This window comes from Cryobacterium sp. PAMC25264 (assembly GCF_019443325.1).
In the GTDB taxonomy this organism is placed as follows: Bacteria; Actinomycetota; Actinomycetes; order Actinomycetales; family Microbacteriaceae; genus Cryobacterium.
In genome coordinates this window covers 3,329,265-3,349,338 of record NZ_CP080383.1, presented here as the reverse complement: position 1 = coordinate 3,349,338, position 20,074 = coordinate 3,329,265, and the positions used below count along the sequence as shown (strand labels likewise).

General features: G+C 66.1%; 22 protein-coding genes and 1 tRNA gene. 12 read left to right on the top strand and 11 right to left on the bottom strand.

The annotated features are described in order from the left end of the window. Positions 1-3 precede the first annotated feature (3 nt). From KY500_RS15650 to KY500_RS15625, 6 genes are all read right to left on the bottom strand, one after another. Complete coding sequence (locus tag KY500_RS15650; protein WP_219901335.1) at positions 4-1,359, bottom strand: ABC transporter substrate-binding protein; 1,356 nt, start codon at positions 1,357-1,359, stop codon at positions 4-6. After that, positions 1,356-2,192 carry an MBL fold metallo-hydrolase gene (locus tag KY500_RS15645; protein WP_219901334.1) on the bottom strand — a complete coding sequence of 279 codons (837 nt, stop codon included), beginning with the start codon at positions 2,190-2,192 and terminating at the stop codon, positions 1,356-1,358. Before KY500_RS15645 ends, KY500_RS15650 begins: the two co-directional genes overlap by 4 nt. A gap of 128 nt (positions 2,193-2,320) precedes the next feature. After that, positions 2,321-3,220, bottom strand: coding sequence for a LysR substrate-binding domain-containing protein (locus KY500_RS15640; protein WP_219901333.1), 900 nt, complete (start codon positions 3,218-3,220; stop codon positions 2,321-2,323). A gap of 119 nt (positions 3,221-3,339) precedes the next feature. Then, the gene (locus KY500_RS15635) at positions 3,340-4,116 is read right to left on the bottom strand and encodes an SDR family oxidoreductase (protein ID WP_219901332.1); all 777 of its coding nucleotides are present in this window, start codon (positions 4,114-4,116) and stop codon (positions 3,340-3,342) included. Positions 4,117-4,364: 248 nt separating this feature from the next. Further along, positions 4,365-4,625 carry a GlsB/YeaQ/YmgE family stress response membrane protein gene (locus tag KY500_RS15630; protein ID WP_219901331.1) on the bottom strand — a complete coding sequence of 87 codons (261 nt, stop codon included), beginning with the start codon at positions 4,623-4,625 and terminating at the stop codon, positions 4,365-4,367. 85 nt (positions 4,626-4,710) lie between these two features. Further along, the gene (locus tag KY500_RS15625; protein WP_219901330.1) at positions 4,711-5,007 is read right to left on the bottom strand and encodes a hypothetical protein; all 297 of its coding nucleotides are present in this window, start codon (positions 5,005-5,007) and stop codon (positions 4,711-4,713) included. 162 nt (positions 5,008-5,169) lie between these two features. Between KY500_RS15625 and KY500_RS15620 the strand changes: the two genes are divergently transcribed. The 7 genes from KY500_RS15620 (at position 5,170) to KY500_RS15590 (ending at position 11,259) form a co-directional block, all read left to right on the top strand. Then, a complete protein-coding gene (locus KY500_RS15620) occupies positions 5,170-5,718 on the top strand; it encodes a MarR family winged helix-turn-helix transcriptional regulator (RefSeq protein ID WP_219901329.1) in 549 nt (182 codons plus the stop codon). Between the two features lie 9 nt (positions 5,719-5,727). Then, positions 5,728-6,231: a MarR family winged helix-turn-helix transcriptional regulator gene (locus KY500_RS15615; protein ID WP_219901328.1), complete on the top strand. Its 504-nt coding sequence runs from the start codon at positions 5,728-5,730 to the stop codon at positions 6,229-6,231. Between the two features lie 99 nt (positions 6,232-6,330). Continuing rightward, complete coding sequence (locus KY500_RS15610) at positions 6,331-7,515, top strand: CAP domain-containing protein (RefSeq protein ID WP_219901327.1); 1,185 nt, start codon at positions 6,331-6,333, stop codon at positions 7,513-7,515. A 235-nt stretch (positions 7,516-7,750) separates the two neighbouring features. Continuing rightward, on the top strand, positions 7,751-8,434 hold the full coding sequence (locus KY500_RS15605; RefSeq protein WP_219901326.1) for a response regulator transcription factor: 684 nt from the start codon (positions 7,751-7,753) through the stop codon (positions 8,432-8,434). Next, positions 8,431-9,537, top strand: coding sequence for a HAMP domain-containing sensor histidine kinase (locus tag KY500_RS15600; RefSeq protein WP_219901325.1), 1,107 nt, complete (start codon positions 8,431-8,433; stop codon positions 9,535-9,537). Before KY500_RS15605 ends, KY500_RS15600 begins: the two co-directional genes overlap by 4 nt. A 260-nt stretch (positions 9,538-9,797) precedes the next feature. After that, positions 9,798-10,238 (top strand): M15 family metallopeptidase, encoded by a 441-nt coding sequence (locus KY500_RS15595; protein ID WP_219901324.1) that lies wholly within the window; start codon positions 9,798-9,800, stop codon positions 10,236-10,238. A gap of 277 nt (positions 10,239-10,515) precedes the next feature. After that, complete coding sequence (locus KY500_RS15590) at positions 10,516-11,259, top strand: GAF and ANTAR domain-containing protein (RefSeq protein ID WP_219901323.1); 744 nt, start codon at positions 10,516-10,518, stop codon at positions 11,257-11,259. A 50-nt stretch (positions 11,260-11,309) separates the two neighbouring features. Here the strand turns inward: KY500_RS15590 and KY500_RS15585 are convergent, their stop codons facing one another. Then, positions 11,310-11,984 (bottom strand): BON domain-containing protein, encoded by a 675-nt coding sequence (locus tag KY500_RS15585; RefSeq protein ID WP_219901322.1) that lies wholly within the window; start codon positions 11,982-11,984, stop codon positions 11,310-11,312. Positions 11,985-12,596: 612 nt separating this feature from the next. On the opposite strand from KY500_RS15585, the gene KY500_RS15580 reads away from it, so the two are divergent. The 4 genes from KY500_RS15580 to KY500_RS15565 all read left to right on the top strand — a co-directional run bounded on the left by KY500_RS15580 (position 12,597) and on the right by KY500_RS15565 (position 16,894). Further along, entirely contained in the window at positions 12,597-14,099 is a 1,503-nt protein-coding gene (locus KY500_RS15580) for a glutamate decarboxylase (RefSeq protein WP_255579425.1), read from the top strand. Beyond that, positions 14,096-15,805 carry an amino acid permease gene (locus KY500_RS15575; RefSeq protein WP_219901321.1) on the top strand — a complete coding sequence of 570 codons (1,710 nt, stop codon included), beginning with the start codon at positions 14,096-14,098 and terminating at the stop codon, positions 15,803-15,805. The genes KY500_RS15580 and KY500_RS15575 overlap by 4 nt, the downstream gene beginning before the upstream one ends. Before the next feature lie 40 nt (positions 15,806-15,845). Further along, positions 15,846-16,091, top strand: coding sequence for a hypothetical protein (locus tag KY500_RS15570; protein ID WP_219901320.1), 246 nt, complete (start codon positions 15,846-15,848; stop codon positions 16,089-16,091). A 62-nt stretch (positions 16,092-16,153) separates the two neighbouring features. Then, the gene (locus KY500_RS15565) at positions 16,154-16,894 is read left to right on the top strand and encodes an aminoglycoside phosphotransferase family protein (protein WP_219901319.1); all 741 of its coding nucleotides are present in this window, start codon (positions 16,154-16,156) and stop codon (positions 16,892-16,894) included. Between the two features lie 114 nt (positions 16,895-17,008). On the opposite strand, the gene KY500_RS15560 is transcribed toward KY500_RS15565, so the two are convergent. The 4 genes from KY500_RS15560 to KY500_RS15545 form a co-directional block, all read right to left on the bottom strand. Then, positions 17,009-17,827: an SDR family oxidoreductase gene (locus tag KY500_RS15560; protein ID WP_219901318.1), complete on the bottom strand. Its 819-nt coding sequence runs from the start codon at positions 17,825-17,827 to the stop codon at positions 17,009-17,011. 69 nt (positions 17,828-17,896) lie between these two features. After that, the gene (locus KY500_RS15555; protein WP_219901317.1) at positions 17,897-18,439 is read right to left on the bottom strand and encodes an AAA family ATPase; all 543 of its coding nucleotides are present in this window, start codon (positions 18,437-18,439) and stop codon (positions 17,897-17,899) included. Between the two features lie 154 nt (positions 18,440-18,593). Continuing rightward, a complete protein-coding gene (locus tag KY500_RS15550) occupies positions 18,594-19,106 on the bottom strand; it encodes a GNAT family N-acetyltransferase (protein WP_219901316.1) in 513 nt (170 codons plus the stop codon). A gap of 186 nt (positions 19,107-19,292) precedes the next feature. Next, a tRNA-Gly gene (locus KY500_RS15545) sits at positions 19,293-19,366 on the bottom strand. A 69-nt stretch (positions 19,367-19,435) separates the two neighbouring features. On the opposite strand from KY500_RS15545, the gene dcd reads away from it, so the two are divergent. Then, complete coding sequence (dcd, locus tag KY500_RS15540; RefSeq protein ID WP_219901315.1) at positions 19,436-20,041, top strand: dCTP deaminase; 606 nt, start codon at positions 19,436-19,438, stop codon at positions 20,039-20,041. Positions 20,042-20,074: the final 33 nt, after the last annotated feature.

Sequence of the window (20,074 nt, the reverse complement as noted above, 5' to 3'; positions counted from 1 at the left end):
CCGTCACGGAGCGCCGACGAGATCGCGGATGCGGTCGGCCACCTCGGTGAGCGTTGTCTTCACGTCGGCGTCGCGCAACACGATGGGTGAGACCGCGTTGTCCTGGAAGAGCACGGTGGCCTGGTTGGCCTTGTTTGAGGGGAAGGACAGGTATGGCGCCAGGGTGGCCAGCTGGTCGAGGGCGGGCACCAGCAGCTTGTTCTCGGCGAAGTAGTCGGCCAGGTACTCGGGGTCGTCAGCGAGGTCAGCGCGCAAGGGGAGGTAGCCGATGTTCTCGGTGATCATCGTGTAGCCCTCCTTGCTGGTGAGGAACTTCACGAACTCCCAGGCGGCCTGCTGCTTGGCTGCGTCGTCGCTGAGGACCACGAGGCTCGCGCCGGAATGCGTGGGTCGGGCCTCCTGATCGTCGGAGAAGGTGGGGAAGCCGCTCGTGCGCAGCTCGAAGTTGCCCTCGGCTGCCGCACTGATGTTTCCGAGCACCGCCGTGGTCATCACGAGCATGCCCAGGTCACCGGAGGAGAACGCGGCGACCGCATCATCTACGGCCACGGCGGGCTGCAGGCCCTGCATGGTGAGGTCCTGCACGGCGGTGAGGCCCGCGATGGCCTCGCGGGAATCGAGGGTGATGTCGCCGTCGGCGTTCACGATCGCACCGCCGGCGCTGTTGATGACCGACTGGGTGAGGTAGTCGGACTTGCCGGTGTCGACGGCGCCGAAGTAGACACCGTAGTGGTCCGTGGAGGTGATGGCTTCGGCGGCCGCCGCTACCTCCTCGATGCTTGTGGGCGGCGATTCGGGGTCGAGCCCGGCGGCCCGAAAGAGGTCGGCGTTATAGAACACCGTGGGGATCGACACCGTGTAGGGCAGGGCATGCGCGGTACCGTCGCGTTCGCCGGTCTCGATCAGGGCCTGGTTGATGCCCTCGGCGTGTTCGGTCCACTCGTCGCCGGCGATGTCTTCGATCGACTGGATCGGCAGGGTCTCCAGCGCCTCGGCGAGCTTGCTATAGCCCAGCTGCACCACGTCCGGCGCGATGCCTGCCGCCACGGCGGTCTTGGTCTTGGTGAGAACATCCGCCACCGGAACGGCTTCGGGGACCACGGTGATGTTCGGGTGTTGGTCGGCGAACGCGTCGAGCAGGGCCTGGGTGCCCTCACCGGCCGCACCGGCGGTGCCGTAGTTGTAGGAACTGAAGGTGATGGTGACGTCTTCGGCGGGGCCGGCCTCGGCGGCGGCGGCGCATCCGGTGACAGTCAGCACCGAGCCGACCGCGAGGAGGGCGGCGAGCCGGCGACGAGCTGGGTGTGACGACGGCGCTGAGAACGACGGCGCTGAGCGGGACGGGCGGAACACGTTCATGCGGAAACCTTCTTCTGGGTGGGGGCGACGGTGAGGGGAATGGTGGGCTGGGCGATGGCAACTGGACCGGCGAAGATACCGGCGGCCCGGTCGCGGTGCCAGGCGTGGTCGGCGGGGTCGGTGCTGCTGAAATGGGTGAGCACCAGCTCTGCCACGCCGGCGGCGCGCGCGGCGTCCGCGGCTTCGGTAGCGGTGAGGTGGCCGTGGCCGCTCCGGTCGGTTTCGCGCAGCGTGCTCTCGCTGAGCAGGGTGCCGGCGCCCTCGGCCAGGGCGGGCAGCGCATCCGTGACGCCGGTGTCGCCGGTGTAGACGAGGCTGTCGTCGCCGGCCTCGACGCGGATGCCGCAGTTGGGCGTGACATGCTGCAGCAGCTCGAAACGCAGCGCCAGGTCGTTGACGGTGTGCGTCTCGCCCGGCTCGTACTCGTGCACGTCGAACGCCAGGTCGAAGGAGCGGTCCAGCAGCGGATGCGTCGTCACCGGGAACAACTGCGCCAAGGTGACCAGGGCCGCGAGTGCGCCGCGCGGCACGAACAGCGGCACGGCGGCGACGGCCTCGTTGACCGTGAGCTCGCCGGTGCGCTCGTCGCGGTGCAGGCGCCGGCCGAGCAGCATCTTGCCCAGTGGCAGCAGGTCGTAGATGTGGTCGCTGTGCTGGTGGCTGATGAACACCGCGTCGAGCGGCCGGTCATCGAGGTGGCTGCTGAGCGTGAGTGCGGTGCCGGGTCCGGCATCCAGTAGCAGCGATGAAGCGGAGGTCTGCACGAGGTAGCCGGAGCTGCCCTGGCCGGAGCTGGGCATTCCCGCAAGGACGCCGAGTGGGGTGAGTTGCATGGGTCACTTTCGTTGGCGGCCGCAGGATCTCAGGGCCGGTCGTGCACCATCGTGTCTGCTGCGGCGACGGGCATCAACGACCAGAATCCGAACGTTCGATTGCTCTGCACAATCGCTGAAAGGGGGCACTATTGGGCAAAACGCAGCGTCTCGGCAAGCTCGATGAGGCTCTCGATGACAGAGTTCACCGAGGCTTCACGATTCAGTTGGTTCCACGCCACGTGGATCTCCACGACGGGTTCGACCGGGGTAAGGCGCAGAATGTGCAGCCCGTTGGCTTTGCTCTGTTCCGCTCGCGGCAGCGAGCTGAAGCCGATGCTGTCGGTGGTTTCCACCTCAAGTTGATAGCTGGCGTGATCGGTGCTTGAGTTGGCCGCCCGCAGCGGCACACCCTGGGCTCGCGCCGCCGCCAGAATCGACCCCTCGACAATCGGGCTGGCCGACACTATGCCGGTCAGGTAGGGAAAGCGGGCGATCTGTTCGAAGCTGACCTCAGCGGTTCCGGCGAGCAGATGCCCCTTACGCACCAGCGCGACAACGGGCACGCTGAGAAGGTACCTGCTCGTGATCCCCGGCTCGGTGATGGGCCCGTAGACCAGGCCCAGATCGAGGTCGCCGCGGGCCAGAGCGTGCAGCTGCGCGGGGGAGCCCATCTCCCGCAGGATTGTGGTGGTGTCGGGCTCGCGCTTGCGCAGGTCTTCCAGAAGCGGCAGAAGCAGCAGCCGGCTGGCCGGGTAATTGGTGGCGATTCGCAGGGCCCCGCCCCGCCCCGCGGCTTGTTGGGCCAGCGCCACGGCCCGGTCGGCTGCGGTGAAGACCCTGTCGATCTCGGCCAGGAACACCGTTCCGGCCGGGGTCAGCTGCACGCTCCGGGAGCTGCGATGCACAAGAAGGACGCCGACATCGCCTTCCAGCTTCTGCAGCATCTGGCTCACCGAGGGTTGGGCGAGGAAGAGCCGCTGCGCCGCACGACCGAAGTGCAACTCCTCGGCGATGACGCGAAAGGCTTCAAGGTGACGAAATTCCATGACACCCACGAGTGAACTGCCTGGACGTGAACGTCCGGTGTCCGGTTGGAGTCAACCGGTTGCATCCGAGGCCCGCCGGCCAGCCTTCGACGGGCGTCCCGGATGCGCCCGAAGGTCGGTTACCAGACCGTGTCGGAGCGGGTCATCGCGTCATAGCCGCCGTCGATGAAGACGATCTGCCCGGTCACGTGGGAGTTGCCCTCGCTGAGCAGCCAGCAGAGCAGGTCGGCGACCTCGGTCGGCTGCACCGGACCATTCAGCGGCATCGGCACCATCTCCAGCAGGCCGGCGACGGACTCCGGGGTCGCCATCAGCTCGCGGGTCATCGGCGTGATCACCACGCCGGGGCCCACTGCGTTCAGCGCTATTTTGGCGCCGGCCCAATTCGCTGTCGGGGCCGTGCGGCGCAGCCATCGGGAGAGGGCCTGCTTGGAGGACGCGTAGATCTGATGCGCATCCGTGCCCGCGGCCAGCTCTTCGGCCCGCGCCAGGGCGCGGGGTTCGTCTCCGGCCAGCATCAGGTCCACCAGGACGGTATCGGCCGGCTGCAGTGAGGAGATCGAGGAGACGGCGACCGCCCGCGGCGCCGAGGAGGTGGCCAGTAGCGGCCGGGCGCCCGTGAGGGTGCCGATGGCGCCGAAATAGTTCACCGCCACGGTGGCCGCGATAGGGGCGGCGAGACCGGCGATCGCCGCGACGCCGTCGAGGGTGCCGCCGCTCAGCTCGCCGGCCCGGGCGATGAGCTCCTCCCGGCCCGCCGCGGTGGACAGATCGACCTGGATATCGGCGTCGTGGAGGTCGGCGCCGATGACGCGGTCACCCTGGCTGCGGAGGCGTTCGGCGGTGGCCTGGCCGATGCCGGAAGCGGCGCCGGTGACGAGATAGGTGCGAGACATGGGGGCTCCTTATGCTCTCCCGCTCAGGATGCTCGCCGGGGGCGGGCGATGGCCCCAACCTGCCCCTCGATAGTAACCAGGAAACGGCAACCGGCAATGGGTGCCGTGAGCGGGCTCGGGTCAGCTCCAGTGCCGGGGAGCGGGCAGGGGCAGTGCGGTGGCCAGCGCGGGCGTGCAGGTTAACTGACGCGGCACCGACCCCGTGGGGCCGGTGCCGCGTCGTGCAGTGCGTGGTTGCGGGGTGCTGCCTAGCGGCGGCGTCCGGTGAGCGCGCCGTAGATCACGAGCACGATGATCGAGCCACCGATGGCCAGGAGCCAGGTCTGGATGGAGAAGAAGTCCTCCAGCGGAGCGTTGAAGAGGAGGCTGCCGAGGAATCCGCCGAGCAGTGCGCCGACGACGCCGAGCACGAGGGTGATCAGCCATCCGCCGCCGTTCTTACCGGGGAGGATGAGCTTGGCGATGGCTCCGGCGAGGAGGCCGAGGAGGAGGAATCCGAAAAAGCCCATGAGTGTGTCTACTTTCTGATGAGGGAACTGGTGGCGGTGGTGCGGGAAAGGGTGGTGCTGATAAGGGGGGAAGAAAAGAAGAGGGTCAGGCCGCGTGGCGCAGGTAGAAGGGGCGCGGGTCGCGCTTGTTGAAGGGGCGTGGCTCCACAGCGGTGGGGGTCTCGATGTGCCGAGCGAGGGCCGCCTGGGCGGCCGGGATGCTGCTTGCTTCCGCGATGATGGAACCGGTGCTGCTGCGCACCGTGAAGTGCCCGTCGACGAACTCGACCATGCCCGCGTGCTCACCGTTGGCCGCGGCGACCCACAGGTTGATTTCGGGGTTGTACCAGGCAATGTCGACGGTCGGCGCATCCGTGCGGGACCGGGTGAAGGGGATCGTCATGACAGTGCCTTTAGCTAGGAGTTCTATTAGTTCGTCTACCTAGTAATAAAGTACACGAAGGAAAACATTTCGCAAATCACCTGTTTCGCCACTATCGGCGGGGCCCGGATTCACCCGGGAGATGCTCAGCCAGGATCTTGTTAGTTGACCTAGTATTTATAGATGGTTTATTCGGTGCAGGACGCGGCAACGCATTACTCGTACTCCGACGACGCCCAGCGCGAGCGAAGTGTGGCAGTTCTCGAGGCGATGAGAACCTATCGAGCGGCGGAGTCTGCCATGCGCAGCCGGACTCAGCGCTCCATGGGCTTGGGAGAGAACGACCTCCTCGCCCTGCGGTATCTGGTGACCGCGAAGCAGCAGGGCCGCTCCATCGGCCCCAAGGAACTGACTGCGTATCTGGGGATCACGAGCGCGTCCACCACAGCCCTGCTCGACCGTCTCGAGCGCTCCGGGCAGGTACGCCGGGAGCACAGCCCGTTCGATCGTCGTGCGCTCATTCTGATTCCGACCGCCACGACGGATGCCGAGATGCAGGCCGCCCTCGGCGACGTGCCGGAACGCATGGTCGAGGTGGCCAATCGACTGAACCCCGCGCAGGCGAAGGTCGTCATCGATTTCCTGAAGAGCATGCGTGCGGCCGTGGACGAGATCGATGCCCAGGTGGGCACGGAGGTCCCACCAGCTCGGTCCGGGCCCGTCAAGCCATAGGCTGACAGGATGGAAAACGTACCCTCCCCATCGGAGGGCGTAGCTGAACCGGTGATCACGCCACACGCCGACGAAGTGATCGCCTCCCTGCTGGAGTATCGCGCAGCAGAACAGGCCATGAGTGTGCGCACCCGGGATGCCCTGCACATGGGCACGAGAGATCTCCAGGCTCTCCGGTTCCTCATCAAGGCCGAAAGCGAGCAGCGCATCGTCTCCGGCCGGGTTCTGGCCGATCATCTGGGCATGACCAGCGCATCCGTCACCGCTTTGCTCGACAGGTTGACGAAGAGCGGGCACGTGCAGCGCACCCCGCACCCGACCAACCGGCGCAGCAATATGGTCACCGCCACAGTCGGTTCCGAGGACGAGGTGCGCCAGACCCTCGGTGGCATGCATGCGCGCATGATCGACGCTGTCAAAGCCCTCGGGCCCGAAGACGCCGCCCTTGTGCGTGAATTCCTGGAGTCGATGACTGCCGCCGTCGACAGCGTCGATGTGGTCAACGCGACCTAGCCCGGTTCCCGCCGCTTCCTGGCGTGGCCGACCCGTACTGTGTCAAGCTCGGGGGCCCGGTGCCGCGATGGTGTCCAGGCATGAAGCCCTGGGAGAATCATGCGCACCAGACTCACGCTGAAGCTCGGCGCCGTGCTTGTTGCCCTGTCGATTCTTGCTGGGGGAGCGGGAGCGGCGAACGCGGCCCCCGCCGACGAACGGTCCGCGGTGGTGCGGCTCACCAACGAGACCCGCACACGCGACGGTGGCGTCCCGCTCGTCGAGAGCGACGAACTCAACCGGGTGGCTCAGGCCTGGGCCGACGAGATGGCCGTGTCGGGCTACAGGCATAGCGACAACACCTGGCGCTCGGATCGCCTGACGCCCGGCTGGGACACCAACGGCGAGAACATCGCCCAGGGCTACCGTGATGCCAGCCAGGTGACGGCGGGGTGGATCGCATCCCCCGGCCACTACGCGAACATCGTGAACGACCGCTACACCCGCATCGGCGTGGGCTACGACCCCAGCCAGAACCTCTGGGTGCAGATCTTCGCCGGTTACCCCGCCGACCGCACGGCGACCCCGCCCGCCCCCGCTGGAGACACCGCGGCGGCCGACGCTGTCACGCTCTCCAAAGTCGTCTACGACTCGACGATCTTCGAGATCGTGACCGGCGCCGACGGCAGCGAGACGGCGGTCCCCCTGAGCTTCGCCAAGTGGCGCGACGTCTACAGGCTTCGCACGCCGACACCGGCGTCGACCGACTTCGTGAAGTATCCGTGGTCGCCGACCGTGTACGCGGTCACGTTCTGGCCCGGCGGCGAGAGCACGTGGATGTGGACGCCGCTGTCCTTCCCGCAGTGGCTCACCGCAGGCCAACCGGCCCCGCGCACCGCCGGGTGGATCAAGGACAGCTACTACTACCAGTGGGGCACCTCAGCGGAGATCTTCGTGGAAGGCGCCGACGGCGTGAACCACAAGCTCAGTTACAACGAGTGGGCCGCTTCCGGCTTCCGCACCCCGGTGCAGCGAAGCAACGAGGGTTATCTCAAGCTGAGCTGGGCTCCCGAGTTCGCCCGTATGCTCGACCTGAGGACCGGCGCCGGCCGCCCGCTCGGTTACGCCGAATGGCAGGCGGAGGCCTTTCCCACACCCCGGTCGGTGCAGCGGATGCCCGGAGACACCTTCTACTCCTACCGCGGCAACTCCACGATCTGGTACGCCGGCCCCGGCATGAACCGCCCCGTCACCCTGCAGGAGTGGCAGGCCGCCGGATCTCCCGCTCCGGCCGTCCGCGGCTGACCCTGGCGACTTCCGTTTCCTGCAGCGGCTAGAACGGCGGCCGGCCGGCGGCGCTACCGGTACCACTCTTCGTCGACCTGCGAGAGCCGGGAGGGATGGAGTTCCTCGCCGAGTCCGTAGTAGCGCTGGACGTTCAGGCGTCGTAGGGCCGTGCACCTCATCGGCCTCGCCGTCCCAGCCTCAACCGGCGCGCCCGCATACGCGGACGATAACCTCCGTTGCCTACGATGAGGGGATGCGCGTACTGATCGTCGAAGACGAGCCCTATCTGGCCGAGGCGATCCGCGACGGTCTCCGACTGGAGGCCATTGCCTCGGACATCGTCGGCGACGGCGACACCGCGCTCGAGTACCTGGCCGTGAACGAGTACGACGCCGTCATCCTCGATCGGGACATTCCCGGCACCCACGGCGACGACGTCGCTCGCTGGATCATCACGACCGGGCTGCCCTGCCGCATCCTCATGCTGACTGCGGCCGACCTGCTCGACGAGAAGATCCGCGGCTTCGAGATCGGCGCCGACGACTACGTCACCAAGCCGTTCGAACTGCGGGAGCTCGTCATGCGCCTGCGGGCCCTGGGCCGGCGCCCGGCCGAGGGTGCGCCTCCGGTACAGGAGTACGCCGGGCTCAGACTCGACACCCTTCGGCGGGAGGTCTACCGCGACGGGCGCTACGTAGCCCTCACCCGCAAGCAGTTCGCCGTGCTCGAGGTTCTCCTGGCCGCCCGCGGCGGAGTGATCAGCGCCGAAACTCTGCTCGAACGAGCCTGGGACGAAAACGCCGACCCGTTCACGAACGCGGTGCGCATCACCATCTCGTCGCTGCGCAAACGGCTCGGCGACCCCTGGCTCATCCACACCGTCGCCGGTGTCGGGTACCGGCTTGACGCCGCGGATGCCGCTCAGGGACACTCGTGAGCGCCCGGCTGCGACTCACCCTGAGTTACGCCGGCTTTCTGCTCGTGGCGGGCATCGCACTCTTGGCGCTGGTGTTCTACATCCTCCGCTTCGTGCCCGACGGCAACATCGACAACGGCGGCCCATTCGTGCCCAGTCGCAGCGACCTGCTCGCCGCGCTCTGGCCGCGCACCTGGCAGGTGCTCATTGTGCTCCTGGTGATCGGGTTCGGCGGCGGCTGGTTCCTGGCCGGGCGGATGCTGCGCCCGCTTCAGCAGATCAACGGGGTCGCCCGGCGCGTCGCCGCGGGCTCGTTCGACCACCGGGTGCACCTGGGCGGCGCGCAGGACGAGTTCCACGAACTCGCCGACACGTTCGACTCGATGCTCGACCGACTGCAGGCCTCATTCGACGACCAGCGCCGGTCCGCCGCGAACGCCGCGCACGAGCTGCGCACCCCCTACGCGATCGAACGGTCGATGCTCGATGTCGCGCTGGCCGACCCGACCGGCCTCGACATCGACAAGCTGCTGCGTCGGCTGGACGAGACGAACCGGCGCGGCATCGAGGTGGTGGAGGCGCTGCTGGCCCTGGCGACCATCGACGAGGGTCGCGCGATCACCCGCACCCCGCTCGACCTGGCCGAGATCGCGGGCGACGTGATCAGGGAACTCCGCCCGTTGGCCGACGAAGCCGGTGTCTCCCTGAGCAGCGAGCTCGGCGAGGGGGACTTCGACGGCAGCGGCACGCTCGTGCGGCAGGTGACGGCGAACCTGATCCTCAACGGCATCCGCCACAACACGGTGCCGCCCGGCTGGCTCGAGGTACGCACCGAGACCGTGGCCGACGGGTCCGTTCAGCTCACGGTGAGCAACTCCGGCCCGGCCGTGGCCGCCGAGCTGCTTGGCAGCCTCACCGAGCCGTTCGTTCGTGGGGTCGCCCGCGTCGGCACGCGCTCGGCAGGGCCGGGCCGTGCGCCGGTGGGCAGCGGCCTCGGCCTCGCCCTCGTCGCCCGGGTGGTCGACGTGCACAACGCGGGGCTCGACATCGCGGCGCGCCCCTCTGGCGGACTCACCGTGACAGTGCGGTTCCCGGGGCCCACCGCTACCAACGCCGGAGGGTGACCGGCTGCCGACCGGTGCTGATGACTGGCGGTGTATCGGGAGCGTATGCGCTTTCCGCAACGCAGCGGCAACGGCTGCGCTGGTGGACTGATGTCTCCGATCGATAAGAAGGAGACGCATCCGCGTCGAAGACGAAAACACTCACGATTCTGAGCCTGGTGGTGGTCGGCGCCTTGGCGGCCGCAGGGGCGGTTCTGGCAGTACTGCCGCGTGATGGCGCCTCCGCCAGTGGGGGGCAGTGGACCGCGGACACCCACGTCATGGGCGCCGCAGACGGCCTGATCGAGGAAGGTGAGGCGGTGTCGCCCTTTGCCGACGATCTGCCCGCGATCACCAATCTCGACCCCGATCTACGCGCTGCCATGCAGAATGCCGCCCGCGACGCCATCGCCGACGAGATCGATTTCGTCGTGACCAGCGGATGGCGGAGCGCCGCGTACCAGCAGTCCCTGCTCGACGCCGCGGTGATCGAGTACGGCAGCCTGGAGGCGGCGGGGGAGTTCGTGCTCTCGCCCGAGCAGTCCAGGCACGTCACCGGCGAGGCCGTCGACATCGGGCGAACGGATGCGGACAGCTGGCTGAGCCAGCACGGTGCTGACTACGGGCTCTGTCAGACCTACGCCAACGAGATGTGGCACTTCGAACTTGCAACGGAGCCGGGCGGGGACTGCCCCGAGCAACTGCCGAACGCCGCCGGTTAGACGGTCGGGAGCAGTCAGGACTGGTCGGTAGTGTCACGGCGCCGGGGGTATCCGACTTCCAGATACCCGCACCAGGTGACCTTGACTAGATAGGCTTCAGAACAACCGCATGCTGTGCCCGTAGGCCTCGTCCTCCGAGCCAGTGAGACGCTGCGATTCTCGCCCAGAGTGGGGCTGCCGCCTATCTTCATCTCACGTTGTCCGTGGCCTCTACGGGGAACCTGTTTTGGGTTGCCAGATCCTCCGCCGCCAGATCATCCGATAGAAACAGAAACCCATGAATGGCATGTCTCGGGAAGCGCAGATCAGTGCCGCGTTCGTGGCGGTCTCAGACGCATTGACCACCACGCACCACATGATCGACCTCATCCACACTCTCGTGCACGGCTGCACCGAGATTCTCGACATGCAGGCCGGAGGGCTGGTGTTGGTCGATGGCACGGGAAGTCTCCGGGTCATGACGTCAATCAGCGAGGCAGTGGGGTTTGTGGAGACTGTCCAGCTCGATGCTGGGGCGGGCCCGTGCATCGATTCATTTCGCACGGGCAGGTCCGTGGCCGTCAACGACATAGGGCGATCTGAATCGTGGCCGGCGTTCAGGCGGGCTGCCCTGGACCGTGGTTTCCACTCGGCGGTGGCCACGCCGATGAAGCTGCGCGGCACCGTGATCGGCACGATGAATCTGTTCCGGGCGGCGCCGGTGGACGTCAGCGTGCGTGATGAGGCGCTGGCCCAGGCCCTTGCCGACGTCGCAACCATTGGGATTATGCACGAGCGGGCGCTTCGCGAAGGCCACCAGATGGAGGATCAGCTGCGCAGGGCGCTGGAGAGCCGCATTCTGATCGAGCAAGCCAAAGGCATGATCGCCAACCAGCTGTCGCTCAGTATGGACGACGCGTTCATCCTGCTCCGGAAATACGCGAGAGATCGCAATCTGACCATTGGCGCTGTGGCCGAGAGCGTGAGCCACCTTCGGGTGAGCGTCGACGAGGTCGCGTCGCCGTTTCTCCGCTCTGCTTGACCCGGGCGAGCGGAGCGGCTCGCCGGTAGACGACGAGCCGTTCGGAACAGTCAGCCTCGGAGGGGCTTGACCAGGATCTCGTTCTTCAGCTGAGTGATGTGGGGGGAGGACCACGCGGCGGCCTCGGCTTCATGACGTTCGGCCCACGACTGCACGCTGCCGGTCAACGTGGCGTGATTGCCCTCGATCTGCACCTGGATCTTGTCGGCGTCGAGCGCTGCGTTCCGCACCAGCGCCGCACGGATACGGGCTGCGGCGTCATCCGCTGTGGGACGAGCGCGAAGGGTGATCCGGTTGTCGATGTGGTCGACGCCGTGTACCCACTCGATCGCGCGGCGCGCGCCATTGCGTTCGAAGTTCCACTGAACGTCGCCGAGCAATGTCACGGTGTTCCCGTGCACTTCGGCCTTCACGCTGTCGGGCACGTTGGCCGACCAGCGAAGAGCTTCCGTGATCGATTTGGCCAGGTCGATCTCGGTGGGTGCTGTGGACGGATTGTGAACGACCAGGTCGTTGACAACCGTGCCGACCCCACGCACTCGGAGCGCCGCCCGGTTGGCCTGAACCTTTTCGAGGTAATTGCCGACTTGGCCCGAGAGCAACACGGCGCCGTCATCGACAGCGACGCCGATGCGGGCGGCGTTGAGCGACGGATCCCACTCAAGCTCGTCCTGAACGGAAGTTTGGAGTTCGTGATCCTTGCGAACTGCTGTGGTTATTGTCATCTGGTCAGCTCTTTCTGTTCAATGATGAACGCGGGTTGCGCTCAGCGAAAAGCGATTCGGCGATTCAGGTGCCGGGAGCTTGCTCATCGGGGTCGGGGCGCTGAGGCCGCCGGAGGCCGGCCGAAGGGTTCGGCACAGTCCTGGGCAAGCCGGCCCGCTGACGAGCTGCGCCCGGTGGGCCGCTCGGGCACGCCTCGAGGGGGAGTGCGACGGGGAGGTTGGTCATCGAGATCCTTGGTCTGGGCGGAGATGATTCCGCTGCCGAGGATTGGAGCAACTGTTTGAACCATATTCCTGTGCGTGCGCCTCTGACAGTTCTCTCAGCGGGCTCCCAGGTTCAATCTGCCTTCGACCGGTCGGATGCCGCCGGCCCGCGGCTGGGCAGGCCATGCGCGGTGCTACGCTCGAGTTGTTGCTCTGATCCTCGGTAACGGAATTCACTCCGTTGACACCAAGGACCGCAATGACTTCTCCCCGTCTCCAGCTCCGCGTGATGTGTTTCCGCGAGCACTGTGACGGGTCCGCGCCGCTGGTTCGGTTGGCGCACCCATCGGCCTCTGCAGAGCCGACGTTCGAGCGTCGGCGCTCCCGGCTTGGCCGCCTCGCACGCAGGTGGCCGCCCGCCATCCATGTCGCTCAACCGACCCCCACATTTCACAACTGAACAATCGAAAAGAGAATCCAATGACACTCACCAGGCCCGCTGCGGTCGTCAACAACGAGATGGACGACATCTTCGCCACAACGCCGATGACGACCCGCGCGCCCAGAACCCGCTTCCCGGAGATCGAACAGGAACCGAGGGATGTGTACCAGCTGGTGAAAGACGAACTCATGCTCGACGGTGTCGCACGCATGAACCTCGCCACGTTCTGCACCACCTGGGTAGAGCCGGAGGTGCGCCAGTTGATGGACGACTCCATCGACAAGAACATCATCGACAAGGACGAATACCCGCAGACTGCCGAGCTCGAATCACGATGCATCCACATGCTCGCCGATCTCTTCCACTCGCCGGAGGCCGCAACCACGGTCGGCACTTCCACCACGGGCTCGAGTGAGGCAGCGATGCTCGGCGGTCTGGCGGCGAAGTGGCGATGGCTAGCTCGCCGACGTGCCGCGGGCCAGGACACCACCCGGCCGAACCTGGTATGCGGGCCGGTGCAGGTGTGCTGGGACAAGTTCGCCCGCTACTTCGATGTAGAACTGCGGCAGGCGCCAATGAACGCCGGCAACATCATGACGCCGGCGGAAGCCGTGGCCCTGTGCGACGAGAACACCATCGGTGTCGTGGTCACCTTCGGCCAGACGTTCACGGGCAAGTTCGAAGACGTCGACGCGATCAGCGCGGCGCTGGACGAACTGCAGAGCAGAACCGGGCTCGACATCGACATCCACGTGGATGCTGCCAGTGGCGGCTTTGTCGCACCGTTTTGCGCCCCGAACATTCGGTGGGACTTTCTCCTTCCTCGAGTGAAGTCGCTGAACGTGTCCGGCCACAAGACTGGGCTCGCTCCGCTGGGAAGCGGATGGGTGATCTGGCGGGAAGCCGCTGACCTGCCCCAAGAGCTGATCTTCAACGTCAACTACCTGGGCGGGCAGATGCCGACCTTCAACCTGAACTTCTCCCGTCCGGGCGGTCAAGTTGTGTGTTCGTACTACAACTTCCTCCGGCTCGGAAAAGAGGGCTACCGGAAAGTCCAGTCGGCGACGTACTCGGTAGCGAAGCACCTCAGCGAGGGGATTCGTGCCACAGGCCGTTTTGACATTGTCTTCGATGGAGATCCCCAGCACGGCATCCCGGCCGTCACCTGGAAGCTGAACGACACCGCCTCCGGGTTCAATCTCTTTGATCTGGCCGAAGAGCTGCGCACTCGCGGCTGGCTCGTTCCCGCCTACACGCTACCGCCGGCGCAGGAGATAGTGACCGTGCAGCGCATCATCGTGCGCCACGGCGTGAGCATCGATATGGCAGATCTTCTGCTGACCGACCTCGGCAACGCCATCGCTAAGCTCGACAACCGGCCGCCGTCCCGCCCGCTCACCGATGCAGAAGCCACAAGTTTCAACCACTCCGGCAGCGCGGCAGTCCCTGTGGTCGGTGCGCGCTCATGACCGACAAACTCGGCACCAGAGCCACCGTGAAGACGAAGGGCCCGGCGGCCGTGATGACTGTGCCGACAGTGGCATTTCTCACCGCGGCCGCCGTGGTGACCAGTCTTCGAGGCCTGCCGATCATGGCCAAAGAAGAACTCACGATGTTCGTCTACATCGGCTTCGCCACGATTCTCTTCCTTGTTCCCGCCGCACTGATCTCCGCGGAACTCGGAAGCGCCTTCGCCGACCGCCGGGGCGGCGTCTACACCTGGATCGGCGAGGCATTCGGACAGCGTTGGGGCTTCGTCGGAATCTGGTTGCAGTGGGCCCAGAACGTCGTCTGGTACCCCACCGGCCTGGCCTTCGCCGCCGCGGCCGCGGCCTATGCCCTGAACAGCGCTGGCCTGGCGGATGCGCACATCTATGTGGGGCTGTTCTGCATCGCCACCTACTGGTTGGCCACCCTGCTCGCCTTCCGCGGAAACGCGGTCCTGGCGAAGGTCGCCAAATACGGCTTCCTGGTCGGAACCGTTGTTCCCGGCGCTGTGCTGCTCGGACTGTTCATCTATTGGGCGGCAACCGGCCACGCCATGGGATGGTCGGGAGCCACCGACCCGGCAGTCGCCATCACCGCCGGCGGAGAAACCACACCCCGAGTTCTTCCCCTGCTGACGGGCCTCGGTTCGCTCGCATTTCTCGGCAACATCATGTTGCTCTTCGCCGGCGTCGAGGTGCAGGCGGTGCATGTGCGTGAAATGAAGAGCCCGCGACGTGGATTCCCCCTGGCGATGCTTCTCGCCTCATTGATCGCGGTCGTCGTGTTCCTCTTCGGATCCATCGCCGTCGCCGGTCTGGTGCCGTACGACGACATCGTGCTGCAGACGGGTGTTTTCGACGCGATGGGCACTGTGATCGTCGGGCTGTGGAACATGAGTTGGCTCCTGCAGATCCTGGCAGCACTGGTCTGCTACGGGGCGCTCAGCGGCGCCCTGGCCTGGATCTCGGCGCCCAGCCGGGCGATGCTCGCCACCGCACACGACGGGCTGCTGCCGCCGATTCTGCAGAAGACCAACAGTGTGGGTATCCAGCGGAACATCCTGATTCTGCAGGCCATCATCGTCACGGTTGTCTCATCGATTTACCTGTTCACAGCCGATGTCAGCGCAGCGTTCTTCCTGATCTCCACGGTGACCGTCAGCCTGTACATCGTGATGTATCTATTCATGTACGCCGCCGCGATCCGGTTGCGCTACACCCAGCCCAACCTCCCGCGCGACTTCAAGATCCCCGGTGGGAACGCAGGCATGTGGATCGTCGCGGGAATCGGATTCATCGCGGTGGCATTTTCGCTGCTTGTCTCGTTCTTCCCGCCCACCCAGCTGCCCATCGGCAACCCCGTCACCTACGTCAGCCTGGTGGCCGGCGGACTCGTGGTCTTCGTGGGGGCGGCGCTGTTGATCTACCAGTTCAGAAAGCCGAGCTGGAAGGACGCGCAACCAGGCCAAAAACGCCACGACAGCAGTTTTCTGGTTCCTGCCATGTCGACGGCGTCGAACGGCTCGAACGTGCGCGTGTCCGAGGCGTCTGCCGAATCCGCTGCTGATCGCCTGGAAGGTGCTGAAGATGCCTTCGAGGAGGGTCTGACCAACGACGCACTCGAGAGGCTCGGCTTGCTGCCGATACCCGATGCCACTCCCTCGGCCGGACCTGCGCCAGCGGCCTGAGCGCACGAGGGGGCTGTGCCCGGATCGCCTGGGGCGTTGGGTGACTGCGGGGCCGGTCGACTGGCTGGAGGCTGAGGAGATTCTGGAGGACCTGGGGATCGGCTTCCTGGCCGATCGGTACCCGTCGCTGCCGGACGGCACCGAACGACCCGTGCGCATCCGTGAAGCGAGTGGTGACGGGATCGCCGTGGTGGCCGACGAGTACGGCGCCGCGTCCGCGGTGGGCGCCGACAGCGACCGCTACCGGCGGCCCTCTCCCGCACCGGACACGCTCCGCGCCGAGTGAGTCGGCTCACGCCGCGACGCGGGCGTGCCGTCGCGTAGCCTGAGCGGATGAACCCTGCGCCAATGAACCCGGAGCCTTCGACCACAGTTCTGGCCGGCGGCAACATGAACGAGGTCCACCGCGACGGCGATACTGTGCTGCGCACCGGCGGCCCGTGGACCCCGACCGTGCACGCGTACCTCGACTACCTCGCCATGGCGGGTGTGGACTGGGCGCCGAGGCCCCTCGGCGTCGAGGGCGACCGCGAGCGGTTGACTTTCATCGATGGCGATGTTCCGGTGTACCCGCTGCCCGACTGGGTGTGGGCGGAGAGCGTGCTCACCGATGGCGCCCGGTTGCTCCGCCAGCTGCACGACGCGAGCATCGGCTTCGCCCTGGACGACCGTGTGTGGCAGTCCCGCGCGAAGGTGCCCAGCGAGGTGATCTGCCACAACGACTTCGCCCCGCACAACCTCGCGTTCACCGACGGCCACCTCACCGGCGCGATTGACTTCGACATGTGCTCACCCGGACCGCGCCTCTGGGACATCGCGTACTTCGCCACGCGGGCGGTGCCGCTCACCGGGGTCACCCCGCCGAGCGCGCCCGGCATGGAGCACGCCCGGCGGCGCACCCAGCTGATCCTCGATGCCTACGGGTCGGATGCGTCGTGGGCGGATGTGCTGCGGGTCGCGGTCATCCGCCTGCACGACCTGGCCGACATGTCGAGGGTGAAGGCCGACGAGTTGGGCAAGCCACACCTGCTGGACGAAGCCGAGGACTACGCCCGCGACGCCGCGTTCCTGCGCGCCTGGAACGGCTGACGCCACTATCGGTAGCATCCCTGGTCGCTCTCGATAGCAGGGACGGAGGCACCTCGTCGCAGGGGTGCGGGTTCAGCCCACCGCGGCCGATCCGTGAGACCCGCACCCGGGTGCTCAGTTGCCGTGAGCCTCGATGGAGACCGGCTGCCATTCATTCCACGTGGCCAGGCGGGATTCGTAGTCCTTCGTCGCAATCGCAAGCGGTGCGCGCCCGAAAAAGATGCGCAGGGGCGGTGTCTCGGCGTCGACGACTTTGAGGATCGCGCTTCGGGTGGCCGTGGGGTCGCCGGGGTCCATCGCGGACGGACGACTCGCGGCAGCCTTCCGCACCTCGGCGTACTCGGGCAGCTGTTCGCTGTGGGAGGCCGACGGTCCAGACCAATCGGTGGAGAACCCACCGGGTTCCACCAGAGTCACGTGGATGCCGAAACCCGCGACTTCCTGGGCGAGCGCCTGAGAGAGGCCCTCAAGCGCCCACTTGGATGCGTGATAGATCCCCACGGAGGGGAAGGCGCTGATTCCGCCGATGCTGGACACCTGGATGATGTGCCCGGAGCCTTGCTCACGCATGATGGGAACCGCGGCCTGGGTGACCCAGAGCGCACCGAACAGATTGGTTTCAAGCTGGGCGCGCGCCTCGCCCTCTGCCAGTTCTTCCACCATGCCGAAATGGCCATAGCCGGCATTGTTGACAACAACGTCGAGCCGCCCGAAGTGCTCGGCGGCCCGCTGGACCGCCGCGAAATCGGCATCCCTGTCCGTCACGTCCAGACGGAGTGGCAGGAACGTCTCAGGGTACGCATCCCGCAGATGGTCAAGCGTTTCCAGCTTCCGTGCGGTCCCGGCGACGGAGTCTCCGCGCTCCAAGGCCGCTTCCGCCCATTCGCGGCCGAAGCCCTTCGATGCTCCGGTGATGAACCAGGTCTTAGCCATGGCATGTTCCTTTCGATCGCGTGTCTAGTGGGAACGCCCTTCCGCGGCGCGGAATTCCTGGCTGAATGGTCACTCAGAGAACGGATGCGGGTAGTTGTTGACCTTCTGCGCGATCTCCGACGCGGCCTGAGCAGGCGTGAGCGCCGAGGTTTCAATGACGTGCGCTTCTGTCCCCAACCAAGATTGGAAGGCCTCGGCGTAGGGCAGGAGATGGCCGAACCGAAATGAGGAGGGACCCATCACGGAGTCGTTCTGAATTCGTCCCCTGAGGGTTTCTTGATCGGCGTGGAGCACGAAGTGGTGCACGAGAACGTCGAAGGAGGCGAAGCCGTGGCTGATTTCCCGCCAGTACGGCTCGAGCAGCACAGTCATCGGCATCACAAGGATGCCGCCGGTGTAGTCGAGGATGCGGCGAGCCGTCTCGACGACGAGCGGCCGCCACGGAGGCCAGTGCTGGAAGTTATCTGTTTTCGGTAGCCCGGGGCTGACGTCCATAAGTGTTTCGCCGACCTTCTCAGCGTCGAACACTCGGGAATTGGGTATCAACTGCTGCACGAGGGCGGCTGTGGTCGTCTTTCCCACACCATGGGTGCCATTCAGCCATACGATCATCGGCCCATGCTAGCGATACCGCTCATCGGGGCCGCAACCCGGTCGCTGTCGTTCGTCCGCCGCCGACGCAACTGGTCAGGATCACTGTCCGGAAAGGAGTTCTGACATGACCAGGGGTATGAGCGCCGACCGTCAAGGCCGGGTTCCACATCCGTCAGAGCGTCTTTCTCAGCAGAAGCAAATCTCCGTGCACGTCGTCGTTCTCCTGCTCGCCTGTATCTACGAAGCCCAGTTTCGCGAGGACTCGCAGCGACGCCGTGTTCCACGCCCGGACGGTCGACGAAAGGTGCCGGTAGCCAAGCGCTCGTGAGCGATTGATGACCTCGCTGGCCGCCTCGGTCGCGTACCCGTGATTCCAGAACGCGCGGAGGAAGTCGAACGCGAGCTCAGGATCCTCAGTGCTGCTGACGCTGTTCTCGATGAGGCCGCAGTACCCGAGAACAGTTCCAGACCCTCTGCGCTGCACGACGAGCAGTCCGGGCGCCGGCTCGTGCTCGTAGCTGCGTATCCAATCCTCCATCTCGGTGAGGCTCGGATGGCCATCGTGAGTGAGTCGACGGTGAGCGGGGACGCGAGGGTCCCGCTCCGCCCAGAGCTGACGGTGAAACGCGGCGTCGCCGCTCTGCCACGTCCTCAGCAGCAGGCGCTCGGTTCCGCTAGCCGTCATGGTTGACGGTGCTGGATTGCAGGGGTGGTGTCATGGTTCCGATCATCCCCCATGGCGACGACAGGCAGGCGACCTGTCACTATGAGCTACGTCCTCGCTCCCGCTGGACTGTTGATGATTAAGATCGGGGTGCTTGGTACAACATCAAGCGGTGGTGACAGCCGACTGCGGATCAGGTTCGTGCGATGGAGCGGATGACGGGAATCGAACCCGCGCTATCAGCTTGGGAAGCTGAAGTTCTACCATTGAACTACATCCGCGCGTCCAGGCCGCCGAAGCCGCATGGAACCGTGCCAGCCTATCAAGACTTGTGCCGATAGGCTGGCAGCGTGCTTCTCTCGGATCGTGACATCAAGGCCCAGATCGACGCGGAACGAATCGCGCTCGCCCCCTACGACCCGGACATGATCCAGCCGTCGAGCATCGACGTGCGGCTGGACCGGTTCTTCCGGCTCTTCGATAACCACAAGTATCCGTTCATCGACCCGGCCGAAGACCAGCCCGAACTCACCCGGCTGATCGAAGCCAAGGGCGACGAACCCTTCATCCTGCACCCGGGCGAATTCGTGCTCGGCGCCACCTTCGAGTCCGTCACCCTGCCCGACGACGTGGCCGCCCGGCTCGAGGGCAAGAGCTCGCTGGGCAGGTTGGGCCTGCTCACCCACTCCACCGCCGGGTTCATCGACCCCGGGTTCACCGGGCACGTCACCCTCGAACTCAGCAACGTGGCCACCCTGCCGATCAAGCTCTGGCCGGGCATGAAGATCGGCCAGCTGTGCTTCTTCCAGCTCAGCTCACCGGCCGAGAAGCCCTACGGCTCGGCCTCCTACCTCTCCCGGTATCAGGGCCAGCGCGGCCCGACCGCGTCCCGCTCGCACCTCAACTTTCACCGCACCGACACCACCGCAACGGATGCCGGCAGCCTCGGCGGCTAAACCCCTCGCGAACCCCCTCGCGAACTGAGAGAA

What these genes read in the sequence shown, in the direction of transcription:
- KY500_RS15650 (WP_219901335.1), bottom strand. Translation starts at nt 1,359, where the DNA reads ATGAACGTGTTCCGCCCGTCCCGCTCAGCGCCGTCGTTCTCAGCGCCG.
- KY500_RS15645 (WP_219901334.1), bottom strand. Translation starts at nt 2,192, where the DNA reads ATGCAACTCACCCCACTCGGCGTCCTTGCGGGAATGCCCAGCTCCGGC.
- KY500_RS15640 (WP_219901333.1), bottom strand. Translation starts at nt 3,220, where the DNA reads ATGGAATTTCGTCACCTTGAAGCCTTTCGCGTCATCGCCGAGGAGTTG.
- KY500_RS15635 (WP_219901332.1), bottom strand. Translation starts at nt 4,116, where the DNA reads ATGTCTCGCACCTATCTCGTCACCGGCGCCGCTTCCGGCATCGGCCAG.
- KY500_RS15630 (WP_219901331.1), bottom strand. Translation starts at nt 4,625, where the DNA reads ATGGGCTTTTTCGGATTCCTCCTCCTCGGCCTCCTCGCCGGAGCCATC.
- KY500_RS15625 (WP_219901330.1), bottom strand. Translation starts at nt 5,007, where the DNA reads ATGACGATCCCCTTCACCCGGTCCCGCACGGATGCGCCGACCGTCGAC.
- KY500_RS15620 (WP_219901329.1), top strand. Translation starts at nt 5,170, where the DNA reads ATGGTTTATTCGGTGCAGGACGCGGCAACGCATTACTCGTACTCCGAC.
- KY500_RS15615 (WP_219901328.1), top strand. Translation starts at nt 5,728, where the DNA reads ATGGAAAACGTACCCTCCCCATCGGAGGGCGTAGCTGAACCGGTGATC.
- KY500_RS15610 (WP_219901327.1), top strand. Translation starts at nt 6,331, where the DNA reads ATGCGCACCAGACTCACGCTGAAGCTCGGCGCCGTGCTTGTTGCCCTG.
- KY500_RS15605 (WP_219901326.1), top strand. Translation starts at nt 7,751, where the DNA reads ATGCGCGTACTGATCGTCGAAGACGAGCCCTATCTGGCCGAGGCGATC.
- KY500_RS15595 (WP_219901324.1), top strand. Translation starts at nt 9,798, where the DNA reads ATGGGCGCCGCAGACGGCCTGATCGAGGAAGGTGAGGCGGTGTCGCCC.
- KY500_RS15590 (WP_219901323.1), top strand. Translation starts at nt 10,516, where the DNA reads ATGAATGGCATGTCTCGGGAAGCGCAGATCAGTGCCGCGTTCGTGGCG.
- KY500_RS15585 (WP_219901322.1), bottom strand. Translation starts at nt 11,984, where the DNA reads ATGACAATAACCACAGCAGTTCGCAAGGATCACGAACTCCAAACTTCC.
- KY500_RS15575 (WP_219901321.1), top strand. Translation starts at nt 14,096, where the DNA reads ATGACCGACAAACTCGGCACCAGAGCCACCGTGAAGACGAAGGGCCCG.
- KY500_RS15565 (WP_219901319.1), top strand. Translation starts at nt 16,154, where the DNA reads ATGAACCCGGAGCCTTCGACCACAGTTCTGGCCGGCGGCAACATGAAC.
- KY500_RS15560 (WP_219901318.1), bottom strand. Translation starts at nt 17,827, where the DNA reads ATGGCTAAGACCTGGTTCATCACCGGAGCATCGAAGGGCTTCGGCCGC.
- KY500_RS15555 (WP_219901317.1), bottom strand. Translation starts at nt 18,439, where the DNA reads ATGATCGTATGGCTGAATGGCACCCATGGTGTGGGAAAGACGACCACA.
- KY500_RS15550 (WP_219901316.1), bottom strand. Translation starts at nt 19,106, where the DNA reads ATGACGGCTAGCGGAACCGAGCGCCTGCTGCTGAGGACGTGGCAGAGC.